The organism is Haladaptatus caseinilyticus (assembly GCF_026248685.1).
GTDB lineage: Archaea > Halobacteriota > Halobacteria > Halobacteriales > Haladaptataceae > Haladaptatus > Haladaptatus caseinilyticus.
Window position 1 is genome coordinate 149,984 of sequence record NZ_CP111040.1, and the last position, 17,894, is coordinate 167,877.

Genomic DNA, 17,894 nt, shown 5'->3' on the forward strand with positions numbered 1-17,894 from the left:
GTCAACCATATCCGGCACACACAAGTTCAATAACCCCAGCGGTCAGCAGTGAGTGACTCACACCACGGTGTGAGAGTCCGGGTACTCAATGGTTATATCGAGGAGTGGTTCGATGATGAAGACGCCAAACACGAGCAACCCAGCAATTACGAACTGACCATTTTGGACAAGTGCATAGGAAATCGGCGCAAGAATGAGAAGTGTGATGCCGAGATGGCCGTGTCGGTACATGCAGGCTCATAGACCTCCCTTTTTGTTTACGTTTATCGATCTCTTGGTACGCTTTGATTTTCGCGTCTGTTATTTTCTGTAGTACCGTGTACTTCGTAGTTTGCACACTTGGCCTGCTTACTCCAAACGCTTTGGCGGCTTCAAACGAACCAAATAACCATATATCATCAGGATCCTAACACTCCAATTCAACGTCCATATTCTACAAAACAATCACATTCAAAGGTGATGTGTCTGTTGTCTCTTCGCTCGGCTTACGATGGACTCGGTGTCTGGACGTGTGAAATGTACGCGGCAAGATCTGTCGTTGATATCATCCCAATGACTCCCTCGGTTTCGTCCACGACGGGCATGTGATGGAACCCGTGTTTGAGCATCGTGTCCGCGACGTCACGGATGGATTCCTGTGCTGTCGCAGTAACCACATCAGTCGTCATGTAGGTCTTGACAGGTGTCTCGTCTTTCGGTTGTTTCTCGGCGACGACGTTGACAAAATCGGTAGTTGTCATTATACCAATAAGCTGGTTATCACTCCCAACGACGACAACCGAGCCAATTTCGTTTTTGAGCATTTTTTGTGCTGTCTCTTCTACGAGCGTTTCTGGCGAAACGGTATGCAGGTCGGTAGACATAATTCGTCCAACGAGGACATCTTCCATGGATAATGATATCTAGGAACAACCATAAGAGTTGTCTCCGTTCAGACCTGGTTCTTGACGCTACGTAAGCTCTTGATTGGAGGGTACTACGGGACTGTTCAGTGTCGAATGGTGAGATATAGAGCTGATGTGAGACCGCGATTTGTGGACCGACGATTAAAACACAGCATCCTCAGTGATTTTTGGCGACCGGCCTCACGGGTTTGATACCGTACTCCGACAGTACGTTCTCGAGAACATCGACACGTGTGTTTACCTCATCTGGGCGGTGAGAATCAGTGCCAACAGTAAACGAAACATTGTGTTCTCGGAGTATCTCCAAAAATGAACTCTGTGGATGAACAATCTCATCAGTGAGTGCTCGCCCGACGTTAATCTCTGGAATCGTCCGCGAGTCGGTAAATGCCTCCGCCACCGAGTGATAATGAGCTTCGGTGGCTCGTCCGCGAAGGGGCAATGTTCGTTCCAATAAATCGATGTGGGCTGCGATGTCGAACAATTCTGAGTCGATGAGCGCGACAAGTTGGTCGAAGTACCGGTCGACGACTTTTGTACGCTCATCGGTGGATTTGTTCTCAAAGGCTGATGCGACCTGAACGTTCGTGCCCATCACATCGTGGACGCTCCCAATGGTGTAGTCGAAATCAGCGTCGGAGAGGAATGCTCGAATCTCGTCTTCGTCTCGGGGATCATAATCCATCTCGACCGCATCGTATATCGCTATTTCGGACTCCTCTTGGAGATGGTCGATAGCACGTCGCCGTCGCTCGTATGTTCGGTCGAGGTTGAACCCTCGTGCAGCGCGAGCATCTTTAGCCTGTGCCCGCGACGAAACGTTGCAGTGATCTGTGAAACCAATGCCGTCTAACCCGGCTTGCTCAGCTGCGCGAACCATTCGAAAAAGGAACTGTCCATCCGAGTAATTCGAGTGGGTATGAAAATCATACATTGAGTATTTGGTCTCGTTTCGGGAACTTATCACTACCGCCCACCTAAAAGCGAAACACCTGAAACGGACCTTTAGAATTCTTAGATTCTGTGATCTATTTAACTTAAGGCGAAAATTTTGATCAGACCATTCGATAATTGGATGACGAATCAGTGGATGCGGTGTATACAAAACCAGCCCACGATAAGCCTATGCCGCTAACAAATTACACTAATAAATGCTAGATTGGGTGCGAGATGAAACTAGCACAATCCTCAAAACGAATTGGATGGCTGATATATGATAAGAATTATACCCTGTCGAAAAAACGTGTTTTATAATGAAAGCGGTTATTCTCGCTGCGGGTGAGGGATCAAGACTCAGACCCCTCACTAACCGTCGCCCAAAACCGATGCTCCCGATTGGGAACAAACCATTGCTCGAATCTGTCGTTGAGGCAGTTTCCGCAGCGGGTGTCAATGAAATCATCCTTGTCGTTGGATACCAACGTGAGCGAATTCAAAACCACTTTGGCGATGGTGACCGCTGGAATGTGGATATTACATATGCTGTTCAGGAGAAACAAATCGGCACCGGCCACGCCCTCCTCCAAGCTGAACCTTTCATCGAATCTGATTTCATCACGTTGAATGGCGACCGCCATATCGAATCACGTGTTGTTGAAGACCTGATTGACGAACGCAGAGAAACCGAGCAATCGTGTCTTGCCGTGACGCGCGTTGAAACCCCAAACAGATTCGGTGTAGTTGAGCTAGATGGTCAAATCGTTACTGACCTCATTGAAAAGCCAAACCGAGGAGCGACCTCATCAAGACAGATTAATGCTGGTGTCTACGCATTTGGTCCAGAAATCTTCTCGGCAATTCGCGATACTGAGAGCTACGGCGAGCAAGAATTGACGACTACGCTTCAGACACAATCCGCAATTCGTCCACTTCGTGCTGTCCAATGTAGCGGCATTTGGGGAGATGTGTCCTATCCATGGGACCTTCTCTGGCTCAACAACTATATTTTGGACCAACAACGATCCACTGATGGCTCTGAAATTCCGGAGTCTGTTTACATCGCATCGAACGCTGCTGTACACGATGATGTGGTGTTAGATGAGGACGTATCTATCCAGTCAGGTGCAGCTGTTTTTCGGGGTACGTCACTTGGCGAGAATGTCTCAGTCGGCGCGAATGCCGTTATCGAAGATGCTGTTGTTTTTCCTGATGCCACCATTCGCCCGGGTGCAGTCATCCGAAACTGTGTAATCGGAGCAAATGCTACCATCGGAGTAAATACCACCATCGAAGGAGGTAGTGTCGATGTCACACTTGATGGTCAAGTCCATCATGATGTGGTGTTCGGTGGGCTCATTGGTGACAACGCCCGTCTTGGAGGAAATGTTACAATAAATCCAGGAACCATTATCGGTGAGAGTGTGACTGCGGATAGCGGAACAGTAGTTAGTGGACAAATTGCAGACAACGCGTTTATACAACGAGGCTAATTCATGTGTGGAATAACAGGCTATGTCGGCGACGGTGATTGTTCAGCGATTGTTACAAAGAGCTTGAAGAATTTAGAGTATCGTGGGTATGACTCAGCAGGTATTGCCCTCCTTGATGACGTTCTTCACATCCATAAACAAAGCGGGCAAATAGACGATTTGACGGTTCCATCAATACCAAATGCTTCCTGTGGAATTGGCCATACACGCTGGAGTACGCATGGGGCGCCCACGGACGCAAACGCTCACCCCCATTCAGATTGCACGGAACAAGTTGCAGTCGTCCATAACGGCATTATCGATAATTACGAGACCTTCAAACAGGAGCTTCGTGATTCTCACACGTTTACGAGTGAGACTGACACAGAAGTCATTGCACATCTTATTGAAGACGAACTCAAAAACGGGGTCCAACTTCGAGATGCTGTCGAAAATGTTGTTTCGATGCTCAGTGGAAGCTTCGCAATTGCAGTCACTGCTGTTGGCTTTGATGGGATCATTGCTGCCCGCCAAGATAGTCCGCTCGTCATCGGCCATGCTGCGGATGCAACCTTTCTTGGGAGTGACGTCACGGCGTTCATTGAACACACTCAGACGGTTACCTTCCTGGAAGATGGTGACATCGCGCACATCAAAGCAGACAGCGTGACAATCGCAAATGGTGATGAGCATGTTGAACGTGAGAAACAAACTGTGGAGTGGAACGCTGATGCCGCCGAAAAAGGTGGGTATGATCACTATATGCGCAAAGAAATCCATGAACAGCCACACGCAGTCCGTCAAGCTCTTTCTGGTCGTATTAATGAACTTTCTGGAACGGTTGATTTAGATCTAGATCTATCAGAAGAGTACTGCAAATCAATCGATGAGATCCAGATAATTGCCTGTGGAACGTCCTACTACGCTGGTCTCTACGCCGCCGAATTATTAGAGCAACATGCAGACATCCGTGTTTCGGTTCATATTGCGAGCGAATATGAGTTCCGTGCGAATCGTGATCCGTGGCGAACATTGGTGATTGCAGTTACTCAAAGTGGTGAAACTGCTGATACATTACGTGCACTCAGAAAGGCAGATGGCGCAGGTGCACGGACAATTGCGGTGACAAACACGGTCGGGTCGACGATGGCTCGTGAAGCCAACGATACGGTGTATATCCGATCTGGCCCTGAGATTGGAGTAGCAGCAACCAAAACATTTGCCTCACAGGTGATAACACTCACACTTCTAACTGTCTACCTCGGTCGACAACGCAATTCACTTGCATCAAGCCAGGCATCCACCATACTAAAGGAGTTATCTGCTGTTCCAGGTGCGATCCAACAAGTGCTTGATGCGGAATCTACAGTACGTGAAACAGCAGAAGAGTTCGCGAACAGCGATGCATTCTTTTTCATCGGTCGGCGATACGGTCATCCAGTTTCGTTAGAAGGGGCATTGAAACTCAAAGAGATTTCTTATGACCATGCAGAAGGGTTTGCTGGCGGAGAGCTCAAACATGGACCATTGGCACTTGTTACAGAGAATACTCCCGTTCTCGCCATTTTGACCGAAGGCACGAATGCTGAAGACACATTACATAACGTCAAAGAAGTCGAATCGCGAGGTGCCCCCGTGATTGGTGTCACATCAGAGATAGATCCGAATCCAGTATTCGATATTACGTTCAGGGTTCCAGAAGTGGGTTTAATGGAACCCGTTGTCGCAAACGTATATCTGCAATTGTTTGCGTATCATGTTGCGGATCAAAAAGACCGATCCATCGATAAGCCCCGAAATCTCGCGAAAAGCGTTACTGTCGAGTAGCTCGATTGCTTATTTAGTATAATTAACGCCAAATTAGCCGATTTTCAGCCGTCAATCATTGTTGTCCGATAATAGTGTTCAAGGGAAAATCCATTATTCACGTCGATGCAGTGGACACGGTCTGCCCGGAAATGGAACAACGCATTGGCACATTGAGCCAGACTCGGAGTCAGTTCGTCCACAGATAGGTTGTCCAAGCTCATTTGTGGGTGTGGTATTTCGAGCCATATTTTATTCGTACCAGGTGTGCTGATATATGTATTTTTGCATTATATTGGTATATGTCTGACATGCGTCTCACCATGGTATTATTATGGTCTATTTATAATGTTCTTTAATCAGACTTATTTCCTATAATGCATAACCTAATCCCATATAGATGTAATTCATGCTACAAAAGATGATAGAATAAATAGCAACGTGTTTTATCGTCTATTTATACTGTTCGCAAACCGACTCCAATCCATCGCGAAGTGTTATTTTAGGCTCCCAACCAGTTGCTGCGTTGATTTCGGAATAGTCCGCCATTGTGTCATGGACATACACGGAATCGGGAATTGGGTTTTCGATGTACTCTGGTTCAATATCTGTATCAAGTTCCTCGTTGAGCAACTCGACAAGATCGTTGAACGAGATCTGTTCTCCCGTACCGAGGTTGTAAATACCGGTTAGTTGATTCTCTGCTGCGAGGACAAGCCCTCGTACGATATCGTCGACGTGAGTAAAGTCACGCGTTTGTGTTCCGTCTCCAAATAGAACAGGTGCCTCACCTTTCGCCATGTCGTCAGCAAATTGGGCGATGACATTCGCATATTCTTTTTTGTGCTCTTCTGCACCACCGTAACCCTGATACACTGAGAAGAAACGCATCCCCGCGATATTCATATCATAGTGGTTGGCGAAGTATTCTGCGTACTTTTCTCGCCCGAGTTTCGACGCTTCATATCCAGTATTGACTGTTACGTCCATTGTAACTGGTGAGGGTTCTGTCCGATTTCCATAAATAGAGGAGGTAGAGGCATACACAACGGTATCACAGCCGTCATCACGTGCTTGTTCAACCGTATTGACGAACCCTTCGATATTTACGCGAGCACCCTTTGTTGGGTTCTCTTCGTGCATCTTATAGGAGGAGAGCGCTGCCAGATGGAACACGACATCGACATCTGTTGGAAGGTCTTTGTCGAGCACACTCTGCTCGTGGAATTCGACAGCGTCGTCAAGATTTTCAGGTGTGCCGAGATATCCATCGTCGACGACAATGACGTCGTTTTCGCCAGCAAGATTATTTGCAACATTCGATCCGATGAAACCCGCACCGCCCGTAACGAGGATTCGCTTGTCTGTCAGTTGCATTTGAACCACGCTATTTTTAGTCGACTCAGAGGTGGGACTTATATTGACCGGTCGAATTAATTGATATTTTTTAAATATATTGAAAACCGCTGTACTAATATCCACAATCACCCTCTCCCATTATATAATTTTTAATGTGTTCCAAATCATCGAATTCTATCATAAAAAACCACATATTCCGCTTATTACACAGTGATTTTTAAAGTAGCCTTCGTAGAGGCTACTACCACCGAGAAATTATGGATTCAGGAAATATCTCAAAATACGCTCAGTTAGCATCAAAAGCTGTAAAGAGTCCAGAAAAAGCGACGTACAAAATTAAGGAATTCATCGGATCAATCCCTGCGGGAATTCATTCGAACTGGAAAACTAAGGATTTAGCGGGACAAGGTGAGCGCGTTCGCTTGCTTCGGCAAGAAGAAGAATATCTCCTTATTGTTCTTGATGCGTGCCGATACGATTTCTTTAAAAATATTGCGCCAGAGTATCTAACGTTCGATTCAATTGAGCCCGTTCGCAGTGAGGGGAGGAATACATTCGAGTATGTATCACGCTGCTGGAGCGGTGAATATGAAGACGTCGAATATATTAGTGCAGCAACTCCTGTTAACAGTGATTCTAGATCAGAGTATGATCAGGATACCCTTTCTCAACTTTATGGAGGGTATGTTCCATCGGAGCATATTTCCAATATTCGGGACGTATGGCGCGAGTCGTGGGATGAAAGTATTGGCATCACACCACCAAAGGCAGTTACTGATGCCGCTCTCGAAACAGACAAGAACAGATTGGTAGCTCATTACTTTCAACCACATGCGCCGTTTATTGGACGACAATCACTTCTCGGTCATACGAACGATGAATCCTCTCGACCATGGGAGGGCGAACCGGTTGACGTGCCTGTCTGGCAGCAGGTGAAATTTGGCGATCTAACCCAGGAAGAGTTACGCGCAGTGTACGAAAGCAATCTACATCGAGCATTGCGCGAAGTGCGCCGATTGGTAATTGAGACAGAAATTGAAAACATTGTGATTATGGGTGATCACGGTGAGGCACTGGGTGAGTATTGGGCTTATGAACATCCACGCATTGAACATCCGTATATTAGAACTGTTCCATGGGCCGTAGTCAAAGGTGTATGTGACTATCCGGATTCATCAGATCAAGGAGAGTCAGATTCGAGTGTCACATCCCGGCTAGAAGACCTTGGATATCTCAGCTAAATATCAAAACAGCGTGTATCGGATTTTCTAACTCGATTTATTCAATGTAGCCCAGGTTCCGGAGCGACTCTTTCGCGACATCCTCGGCTTGTCGTCTATTTTGTGTTGCTCCTTTCTTTTTCACATTGTCGATGTTTTGTTTTGCCTCTTGTGGAGACATTTCTGGAGCCCAGTGAACACGTGAGTTTTGTAGATGGGATTGGAGATATTGTCTAACATTTTGTTGAGCATGTTTTCGCCATGGGACTCTTGCTAATTGATATAGTGCTAACGGAACCCGATGTTTTCGACTTGATTTTGGAAAGACGTGTCCACCATTTGAAGACCATGATGATTCGTAAGAAACTTCGTACTCGCCCAAGGGTGTCGATTTTTTCATCGTATGGAACGATTCTCCATGATCCGCTAAACTTTCTTTAGTGAGATCGCGTCCTATTGGCTTAATCGGTGACGTGAGCTCAATTTCAAGTAGAGACGCGATAGTCGGAGCAAGATCCATATGCCTGAGTACTCGGTTGGTGATTGTTTTTTGTCCAATTTCTGGGTGCATGAATACTGTTGGAACATACACATGCCGTGGATGAATCGGGGGACTGTGTCCAAGCATCCCTGCTTCTCCAAGTAGTTCCCCGTGGTCACTTGTGTATATCACCAGTGTGTCGTCGAGTAATCCTCGCTCTTCGAGCGTTTCAACTCGCTTTTCAAACCATTGTTTATCCTTTTCAACTGCTCTTCTGTACTCCGAGGCAAATTGTTCGCGAGGTGATGCTCCACGTGCCTCGAAATATTCCCACCCATCTCCGTTGAAATCGCCATACGGTGCATGGCCACCCGGTCCACGTTCTAAAATGAAAAACGACGGTTCGATTGATGAGAGAATATCCGGAGACTGGACGCTTGTATTCAGAGTGTTTGCAATAAGACTGTGTTCACTGGGCTCGAACCGAACATCATTAATTGAGTTGATGAAAGCCGTTGATAAGGAAGCATCAAGTAAGTTTGGCACATCGTTTGGAAGTGCATCAGTGAATTGTGCCACATTATGCTGCGGTAAGTATGTTCCCGAAGCGATACTCGCAATACTCGTCGGTGAATGAATTCCGCCTGCGATCGTTTTTACACCAATGCCATTATTCATAATGCTATCAGGGACAAAATCCCACCGAACTGCATCTGCAATATAAATGAAGACATTATCGACATCTAGGTCTTGTAGCATTGGAATAGACGACTAACTACGAATATAAAAAAGTAGTGTGAGTTTAATAGAATTATTTTTCCATTATTTGTTAACAAGATTGTCTATCGTTGCATAATTCCTACTATTTCCATCAAATGTCGAGGTGAGTTTGGATATTATCTTTTCCACACATCTTCGATATTGTTTTTCCTATGTCTTCTAAGAAGTCAACTATTGTTGCAATTTGGGCATACAATCGTATTTGATGCCATTTAAGGTCACTCGATGATGTGTACGATATACGTTGTTTGAAATTGCCAGAAACAAACAATCTTTAAACGAGTACGGACTTGCAGTGTTGCTCAACATCGGTGTCTTCGTTTTCACACCCATTCTTGGAATGGTTTTTGAGATATTAAGTGCCCCATTGCCCCTATTCATCGCGCTTGGTTTCGTCCTCGCTTTGTATGGATTGTATTGCATAGCCATAGAATCAATTTTACAAGGACTAGCAGTCTCACTTCTCGTCTTAATGACGACTGCTGCTAATGTTCCCCTCTCTACAGATATTGTTGGAGGAATTGGCCCTCAAATTTGGCTTTATCAGATTCCATTGGTTGGGATTTTCGCCATTTACGCTCTCCGAACATGGTCACGAAATCACGTTTTAGTAGCACATCTGCTCTTGGGAAGCTTTGCCGTTTGGACAGTTGTTTCACTTCCTTTCATTGCAGGTCCTCGGGTCGATATGGCTGTTTGGTTCGCGGTATATGCTATTCAGTTCACTCTTATTTTCGTTCTTGTTTCGCGATTAATATTGGATGGCATACTTTCGCGACGTTCCACAATTGGGGTTCTTGGAATCACTGTAGTCTGGCACGTACTTCTCGGCATGGCTCAGATCATCAATAAAGGTCCATTTGGGATCTCGCATCTTGGAGAAAGTACCAGAGTAGTTGATTCAATTTCTTTTGGATTGCTTGGTGCCTATCAAACAGGTCCCTACGTGAGCGGGTTGGCTGGTGGTGCAGCATTCGCGAGTCTTTGTGTTATGATTTGTCCTATTTTGATAACGTATGCTTACCAATCTAATGGGCTCGAACGGAGCACTTCACTACTGATGATATTGTTTTTGATTATCACGGTTCGATTTACGGCATGGGATGCAAGTCGTGGTGGCCTTATTGTCGGTATAGGAGTTCTTGGGTGTATATGGCTCGCAAATCAGGTAGGTTTCTTGGAAGGCAAAAACCCATCTAAACTTGCAGTTCGTCTGTTCGGTGTTCTTGGGAGTTTGTTAGCATTCACTTCCGTTTTAATAGGAAAACTTCGTCGTTCTAGTCGAGGTAAACTCTGGTTTGAACCAATTCCTAAAAGAAGTGACCAATATGCACTCAGCTATCTCTCGCCTGGTGATGCCGTAGATTTCGTAAAAACCATTCACATACCGGGATTTGATGCGTCAAACCTAGCTATCAGAATTTGGATGTACGTTATTGGACTTGATTTGTTCTTACAACATCCAATCTTTGGAATTGGTGGAGTAAATTTTGCTTATATTGCTGAAGGATATGGATTTAATGATCCACATGAAATGCATAACATCTTTGTTATGCTCCTTGCTGAAACCGGTTTTCCGGGATTTTTATTGTATTCAGCTGCTCTCTGTGGTGTCTTAGTGACTTCGTGGCGCCGATTCAATCAAACTGGTGATATTCTGATCATCGGGGCCGTTGCAGGGTTGATTGGTTATATTGCCACATTGAATCTTCGTTCTGGATTTGTCCGTACCCCAGCAATATTCACTTTTTGGGCACTGGCAGGTGCCCTCGTAGCTCCGAAATTAGATGAGTAACTACCATCTATAGGAATAATAAGCTATCCAATCTAAACTCCCGCTCATCTAAATTAATCAAATAAAATTAGAAAAGAAGAATTTTATGTTTTATCACTATAGGTATAAAGATATATTACTTTTTTGCAGAATCATAATTGTTGTTGGAGATGGTTGGTGAATACCGATAGATTTTACCGCAATTCCTTCATCCGGTCATACAGTGTATGAACGTCCTCCTTTATGTAATCGATTGCCTCCGTAGCGATCACGTTTCGAGCTATGGATACTCGCGAGAAACGACACCAAATATTGATTCAGTTGCTGCTGATGGCATTCGGTATACGGAGTGTTCTACCCCTGCCACTTGGACGAGACCAGTCAGTGTCTCGCTTCTCACAGGGTCTTATCCATCGACACATGGAGTGCGACACCGAGATAATATCTTTCCGTCGAATCTTAAACGTCTTCCACAGTACCTCTCCGAATCAGGCTTCGAGACTGTTGGTGTATCAACTATGGGGAATGTCTCGAGCGCTCTTGGCTACAATATTGGATTTGACTCATACCATGACATATATAAAGATGAAGAAATCATCCAGAAGAGGCGACGCACGTCCACCGACCGAGAAAAACTTCTCCACGAAGAACAAGAAGAGATTGCGCTGCCACGTGCTGAAGATATTACAGACCAACTTGTACCAATAATACAACAAGCCGATCATGATCTATTCTCTTTTGCTTGGAGTATTGACCCACATATGCCACTGGACCCACCGGAAACTCACCGAGACTTTCTTGACGAAGAATACAGTGGACCAATCGATGGGAGTTTTGAATCACTACCAAACGAGTTTTCGAGTGCAGATATAAAACGACTACAGGACCTTTACGACTGCGAAATAAAATACACGGACGAGCAATTTGGTAATATTATTGACGAATTGAAAAGCAACGGAGAATACGAGGAAAGCTTAATCATTGTGCTCGGAGATCATGGTGAAGCATACTATGAGCATGATCACATCTTCCATGGGTCGTGTCCCCACGATGAGGTACTCAGTGTTCCGTTGATCATCAAACCGCCGAAAGAGTTCACACAGAGGGGGATGGAGGTGACTGAACCAGTTTCTCTTATAGACGTATGTCCCACAATCCTCGACATTGTTGGAATCGACCCTCAAGTGGATCATATGCAGGGTCAAAAAATTCCTCCGTTCGGGAATACTGAGACAGATCGATGTGTTTTCGCTGAAACACAGACATGGGATTTCTCACCATCGTACCAAGCAGTCCGGGATAATCGTTGGAAATACATAGAAATAAATCGTCCACCTTTCTTCGATGTGCTGAGAAAAATGTATGCACACAGAAAAGAGCTATCTGGCAAAAAATACATACTGAAGGTACTTAAGGACAGTTTATTTGACGAAATTTATAGTGAACCAGATAAGCTCCTGTATGACCTTCAAAATGATCCTCAAGAACAGGAAAACTTAATCGAAGCTCGTCCTGAGATCGGTGAGAAATTTGAGTCCATACTTTCCGACTGGGTTGATGAATGTTATCGGTTAAACCAAAAAATAGAAGATTCCACGGATGACGAAATTGACTCCGGAACGATGGAGCAATTAAAACAGCTCGGTTACGCCGACTAAAACCAATGGAACAGAAAGCTGTTCGGTCCTTTGGCTGTCAACTGTTGTCGAAGAGTTTGGCGGCATATCGCTGCTCGAGTAACTATACCAACTTTAGTAAAAATGGCAGGTTGTTAATGCCAATCACTGAAAAACGTATAGAGTCTGCCGATAAAAATAATCCACTGCTAAAGGATCTGGGGTGGTATAATGTCTGATAAGTCAGATGCACTCTTTAAGACGATTCTTACTTCGAGTGGTATCCTTATTATTGGATTAGCTTTCAGAATGGGACTGGGATTTCTTGGTCGAGTTGTAATCGCCCGGTTTCTCGGGAAAGTTAATTATGGAAGTGTTTCACTGGGCCTGACACTAATGATGACTACATCAGTTCTCGTTGTCGTCGGAATCGACAATGGGATTGGCAGATATCTCCCCCGATACGACGAACGGCATAGACGGCGCGGAATTCTCATGTCCGCATTTCAAATCGTCGTTCCAATTGCGTTCCTGGTGGGGCTTCTGATTGTAGTCTTTGCCGACGTTATTGCATCTGATGTTTTTCATACTCCAGAACTCACGGAGGTGATCCGAATCTTTGGGATAACTATCCCATTTGCTGCCTTCGTCCGTCTTACTGTCGGAAGTATACGGGGAATGCAGGAGGCACTGCCGAGAGTATACATTGAAAACATCGCACTACCGATAAGCCGGTTTGCACTGATCGCAGCAGCTGTTATTTTGGGATTCGAAAGTGTCGGCATTGCTTGGGCCTACGCAGGAGCATATGGATTAGCTGCCACCCTCTCTCTGTTTTACCTTTGGAAAAAGACCCCTCTCTTAGAACGCACTGAGTTCGCGTCGATGCATCGGGAACTACTCCTTTTTTCAGCACCACTAATGGTTTCGGCAACTATGAACATTATTCTCTCTAACTTAGACACATTCATGCTTGGTGTCTTATCATCGCCGGGTGAGGTCGGCATATATAATGTCGCTTATCCGCTTGCGAATTTATTGACTATATTACTAACCGCGTTTAATTTTGTCTTTATGCCTACTATCTCTGAATTGCAATCAAATGGGGAATACCAACAACTGGGCAGGGTGTATCACGTCGTATCCAAGTGGGTGTTTGTTTTCACCCTCCCGATATTCATTGTTCTCGCATTCTATCCCCAGCCGATTATTCGGCTGACATTCGGACCAGAATACATCGACGGTGGATTTGCGCTTACTATCCTGGCAATTGGATTTTTTACTCACACGGTTGTCGGACCGACTGGAAACACGTTGATGGCGGTCGGCCGATCTCAGTTGATTATGTATGCTAATATTATTGTCGCAAGTGTGAATACTGTGCTCAATATTCTTCTCATTCCGGAGTTCTCCTTTGTCGGTGCGGCAATAGCGACGACGATTGGTTATATTACGATGAATTCCATTTATATAATATATTTGAACAAAGAGCTTGGAATTCATCCATTCCGGGCAGAGGTATTCCGTCCAGGATTGATTGCAATAGCTCTTTGGATTGGGATTTATTTAACTAGTCAACAACTTCCATTGACGCCATTAGTATCAATGATTTCTAGTATAATCCTTTTTGGCCCTCTTTACGCGATAGTGATTCTCAGGTTTGGCGGAGTAGAGAGCGAAGAGTTGGCCCTTTTGCGATCGCTTGAGAGCAAAATAGGAGTTGATTTGAATCCTCTCAGAAAGTTCGCAAAGCGGTTCATGGGATAAGCGCACCGAACGATCGTCAAATATTGAAAGTGAAAATTGACTGTTTGACAGTCCACTCAGGCGTAGCCCAAATCCTTGAGTCGATCTTCTACTTCCTCTGGAACAGCATTATCCTGTTCAACGTGTTTTGTCTTTAAATCATCAATCAATGTATCTAGCCGTTCTTTCCCAGACTGTTGTTGATTACTTCCTGTCTCAACAAAGTCGCTTGTAGTTTCGAACCCGTAATAATCGACCGGTCCAGCAACTCCCCTAAGTGGTTCGTCATACTCTTTGATTTTGTCTCCCAGACCATTCTTTTCCAGCTTCCGTTCACTCCAAGATGTAAGGCCTATATATTCAGTTAGCCGGTCGCGTTCGGTCACGGGGCTTAATAGCGTCTGTCCTCGCTGACTTTCCGAAATTCCGGCAGCGTCGAGAACAGTTTTGTGGACATCAAGGATATTGACTGGCTTTTTAACATTTCCAGTTAATCCATCACCCGATAAACACAGGGGTACATGCGTCAGCTGTGGATATACACCATGCTCATGACCCCACGCATCATACTCACCGAGCATTTCACCGTGATCTGAGAGAGTAATTATATAGTCAAATTCCTCTTGAAGTTCACCGAATATCTTTCGATAAATATCGGAAAGATATGCGGCACAATCATCATATGCTTGTTGTATTAGTTCTCGGTTGTTTTCGTTACCAATGGATAGGTCACCGATGGCTTCGGTAAGGCCAGGATCCTCGGTGGACATGTACTCTTCTGGTGCCTGATACGGCTCATGAGCTTCCATCAAATTGAGAAAGAGAAATTCCTGCTCTCCAAAGTTAATGTCATTTATTTCACTTAACGCTTCGAGGGCTCCGCCATACTTAACCATCTCGTTGTCTCCAATTGCGTATTTTGCTCCGAGAAGGAGTGAAGGCAATATATCAGACTCACTTCTCACACATTCGAGAACTGCTTCTATGTATTTTCTAAATCCATGTTTATCTGTTTCTCGGCTGAATTTTGGGAAATTAAATATCCCCTCCTGATTGAATTTTTCGAATTTTTCTGGTGTCCGAAAATCCTTATAACCACGATCGAAATTAAAATGGCTGGTAATATTCGTATTCGCACTAAACGCCCTAGTAGTATACCCTTCCGCCTCCAATTGTTCTGCGAGAGTCAATTCTTCACAGTTACAATAGATATTTTTTGCGTGAACCCCGACCTCACTAGGATACAGTCCAGTGAATAATGAGGCATGTGCGGGCACGGTCCAGTTCGCTGTGGTATACGCACGCTCAAACCGCCGACCTGGTAGCCAATTGAAATGCTTATCAAACGAATCCTTTCGTAACGTATCGAGAACCACGAGTGCAATGTTTGTCATATAGTATTTTCCTTTTAGAAATCAATCATTTGGACACTTCTTTAACTATTTTTCCGCCCAAAAGCCTTATTTTATGAGGCTTGATTTTCTCCATTGCAATATCCGTGCAGCTCAAAGGTAATAATACATTTGGCATTCCGCTTGAAATAGGTTCATACTATGAGTAGAATCGCTATCGTTCATCCAAATCTACAAATGAAAGGTGGAGCGGAAGACGTCTGCATGCAAGTAATCGAAGCTCTTCAAGATGAAAATGATGTTACCCTCCTAACTCTTATAAGCCCAAACATTACCGAGTTGAACCAGTATTTCGATACTAACGTTCGAGAGCTCTCTGTACGAGTGGTCCCTCAAGCAATAACTGAAATTTGTCAACGGGCGGGAAATCGGGCTGTTAAGCTTCAATCAGCGATACTCGCTCGATTCGCAAAACGAAACCTCGCCGATTTCGATCAAATGATCAGCACAAAAAACGAACTCGCACTCGACATCAACTCAGTCGAGTACATTCATCATCCCCAGTACTCCATCGATGATCCTGGGCTTATTAATGAATCACTCCCAAGGCAAGCATACGACAGACTGTGTCGCGAACTCGCAGATGTCGACCGGTCGAAACTCGATTCGATTTGCTTGCTTGCAAATTCGGATTGGACAGCAGAATCATTCCATGATGCGTACGGCATTCGCCCAAAAACAGTTTATCCACCTGTTCACACTGACCGATTTTCCCAATTAGATTGGGAGGACCGTGAAAACGGATTTTTGACGATTGGCCGAATCGGACCAAGTAAACGGATTCTCAATAACATTGAGATAGTTGCCCAGCTACGAGAGCGGGGGCACGATGTACATCTCCATATCGCTGGGCCAACAACGGACGGTGAGTATTGTGATCGCGTAAAACGTCGCGCCGCCGAACTTGAATTCGTTCATTTCGAAGGATCTGTCGCATATGATTCCCTTACTGAATTGATAAATGAGCATCGATATGGTCTTCACGGTCGTCCATACGAGCATTTTGGAATCGTCGTTGCTGAGATGGCTGCGGGAGGGATGGTTCCATTTGCCCCAAACAGTGGAGGCCAGCGAGAAATTCTGAATGAAGAAAGCACACTGCTATATGACTCTCCCACCGACGCGATAGAAAAAATCGAAACGATACTCGAAGATGCGGAGCGACAGACCGCGGTTCGAGAGACCCTTTCATCAACTTCACAACGGTTCAGTCGAGATCGCTTCAAAAGAGAAATCCGCGAGATTGTAATGAAGGAGCCCGAATCAAATGAATAAAATCGGAATTAATGCGCGAGTGTTAACGAAACCGAATCCAACTGGCGTCAGCCGGTACACACATAAATTACTCGAAGCCCTCGTTCAGCAGGAGGATGATTTCGAATACGTTCTTTTCGGCGTCGAATCAATCCCAGAACCATTCACTGAGTTTCCTACAGTCACCAATGCAGGCGTTCCGACTCCTGCTCACAGTGGTCACCGTGCCCACATCTGGGAGCAAACAACTCTTCCGAAAGCAATCGACCGTCACGATCTTGATGTGTTTCACACGCCAGCTGGGCAGCCACCAGTAATAGCACGAACGCCGCTTGTAACGACGATTCATGACATCTCACCAATTAGCCACCCGGAGTGGTTTTCGCGAGCATATGCCACTGTCTATCGAATTCTCACACCACTTGCAGTCCGAACGTCGGATCGACTCCTTACAGTCTCCAAATTTGCTCAAGAAGAAATTACCAATTATTATCCTCGCTCTGCAGGCAAAACGCTTGTGACGTACAATGGTGTTACACCACCGAATGGATCTGGTAAGATAATCGACGACCTGTCAGAAGATAGATTTATACTCTCTGTTGGAGCGACAAACCCACGAAAGAACTTAAAGTCGTTAGTACGTTCGTATCGACATTATCGAGAGAACGTGAGCAATCCGGTGGATCTTGTGCTTGCCGGACCGGATCGAGATGTGTTCGCTTCAAACGATCTTCCTGACGTTTCTGGCGTTCATGCACTCGGGTTCGTTTCGGACCCGGAGCTAACTTGGCTATATCGGAACGCCGCAACACTAGCGTATCCATCACTCTACGAAGGATTTGGATTACCAATTGTTGAGGCTATGCACGTCGGAACACCAGTTATCACGTCGGATCGAGGTGCCATGGCAGAAATCGCTGGGGATGCCGCATTGTTGGCTGATCCAAATGATCCCGAGGAAATCGCGAAGTGCATTGAGCGGGTGGTTAATTCAGATACATTCTCCACGGAACTTGCGCGTCAGGGACGCTCTCGTGCCGCCGAATTCACCTGGGAGAGGACAGCACGTGATACAATTGCCGCATACCGAGAGGTGATCGAGAATGTCTAATGACTCGCCTAACGTACTCCAA

Annotated in this window: 14 protein-coding genes; 8 read left to right on the forward strand and 6 right to left on the reverse strand. The window is 45.3% G+C overall.

All coding sequences use genetic code 11. The features are described from left to right. Positions 1-57: 57 nt before the first annotated feature. The 3 genes from OOF89_RS18045 to OOF89_RS18055 form a co-directional block, all read right to left on the reverse strand. Positions 58-231, reverse strand: a complete 174-nt coding sequence (locus OOF89_RS18045) for a hypothetical protein (RefSeq protein ID WP_266081590.1) — start codon at positions 229-231, stop codon at positions 58-60. Between the two features lie 254 nt (positions 232-485). Further along, complete coding sequence (locus OOF89_RS18050) at positions 486-890, reverse strand: CBS domain-containing protein (RefSeq protein WP_266081591.1); 405 nt, start codon at positions 888-890, stop codon at positions 486-488. Positions 891-1,062: 172 nt separating this feature from the next. Then, complete coding sequence (locus OOF89_RS18055) at positions 1,063-1,839, reverse strand: PHP domain-containing protein (RefSeq protein WP_266081593.1); 777 nt, start codon at positions 1,837-1,839, stop codon at positions 1,063-1,065. 319 nt (positions 1,840-2,158) lie between these two features. Between OOF89_RS18055 and OOF89_RS18060 the strand changes: the two genes are divergently transcribed. Further along, positions 2,159-3,334: a sugar phosphate nucleotidyltransferase gene (locus tag OOF89_RS18060; protein WP_266081595.1), complete on the forward strand. Its 1,176-nt coding sequence runs from the start codon at positions 2,159-2,161 to the stop codon at positions 3,332-3,334. 3 nt (positions 3,335-3,337) lie between these two features. Further along, positions 3,338-5,140: a glutamine--fructose-6-phosphate transaminase (isomerizing) gene (gene glmS, locus OOF89_RS18065; protein WP_266081597.1), complete on the forward strand. Its 1,803-nt coding sequence runs from the start codon at positions 3,338-3,340 to the stop codon at positions 5,138-5,140. A 432-nt stretch (positions 5,141-5,572) separates the two neighbouring features. Here the strand turns inward: glmS and OOF89_RS18070 are convergent, their stop codons facing one another. Then, on the reverse strand, positions 5,573-6,496 hold the full coding sequence (locus OOF89_RS18070; protein WP_407661654.1) for an NAD-dependent epimerase/dehydratase family protein: 924 nt from the start codon (positions 6,494-6,496) through the stop codon (positions 5,573-5,575). Between the two features lie 239 nt (positions 6,497-6,735). Between OOF89_RS18070 and OOF89_RS18075 the strand changes: the two genes are divergently transcribed. Beyond that, positions 6,736-7,719 (forward strand): alkaline phosphatase family protein, encoded by a 984-nt coding sequence (locus tag OOF89_RS18075; protein WP_266081598.1) that lies wholly within the window; start codon positions 6,736-6,738, stop codon positions 7,717-7,719. A 37-nt stretch (positions 7,720-7,756) separates the two neighbouring features. On the opposite strand, the gene OOF89_RS18080 is transcribed toward OOF89_RS18075, so the two are convergent. Then, on the reverse strand, positions 7,757-8,938 hold the full coding sequence (locus OOF89_RS18080; protein ID WP_266081600.1) for a sulfatase-like hydrolase/transferase: 1,182 nt from the start codon (positions 8,936-8,938) through the stop codon (positions 7,757-7,759). A gap of 265 nt (positions 8,939-9,203) precedes the next feature. Here OOF89_RS18080 and OOF89_RS18085 point away from each other — a divergent pair, with 265 nt between their 5' ends. The 3 genes from OOF89_RS18085 to OOF89_RS18095 all read left to right on the forward strand — a co-directional run bounded on the left by OOF89_RS18085 (position 9,204) and on the right by OOF89_RS18095 (position 14,116). Next, positions 9,204-10,754, forward strand: coding sequence for an O-antigen ligase family protein (locus OOF89_RS18085; protein WP_266081602.1), 1,551 nt, complete (start codon positions 9,204-9,206; stop codon positions 10,752-10,754). Between the two features lie 206 nt (positions 10,755-10,960). After that, entirely contained in the window at positions 10,961-12,391 is a 1,431-nt protein-coding gene (locus OOF89_RS18090; protein WP_266081604.1) for a sulfatase-like hydrolase/transferase, read from the forward strand. Positions 12,392-12,580: 189 nt separating this feature from the next. Next, positions 12,581-14,116, forward strand: coding sequence for a flippase (locus OOF89_RS18095; protein WP_266081606.1), 1,536 nt, complete (start codon positions 12,581-12,583; stop codon positions 14,114-14,116). Between the two features lie 56 nt (positions 14,117-14,172). On the opposite strand, the gene OOF89_RS18100 is transcribed toward OOF89_RS18095, so the two are convergent. Beyond that, positions 14,173-15,489: a sulfatase-like hydrolase/transferase gene (locus OOF89_RS18100; RefSeq protein WP_266081608.1), complete on the reverse strand. Its 1,317-nt coding sequence runs from the start codon at positions 15,487-15,489 to the stop codon at positions 14,173-14,175. Between the two features lie 159 nt (positions 15,490-15,648). On the opposite strand from OOF89_RS18100, the gene OOF89_RS18105 reads away from it, so the two are divergent. After that, entirely contained in the window at positions 15,649-16,782 is a 1,134-nt protein-coding gene (locus OOF89_RS18105; RefSeq protein WP_266081610.1) for a glycosyltransferase family 4 protein, read from the forward strand. Then, positions 16,775-17,872 (forward strand): glycosyltransferase family 4 protein, encoded by a 1,098-nt coding sequence (locus OOF89_RS18110; protein WP_266081612.1) that lies wholly within the window; start codon positions 16,775-16,777, stop codon positions 17,870-17,872. The genes OOF89_RS18105 and OOF89_RS18110 overlap by 8 nt, the downstream gene beginning before the upstream one ends. Positions 17,873-17,894: the final 22 nt, after the last annotated feature.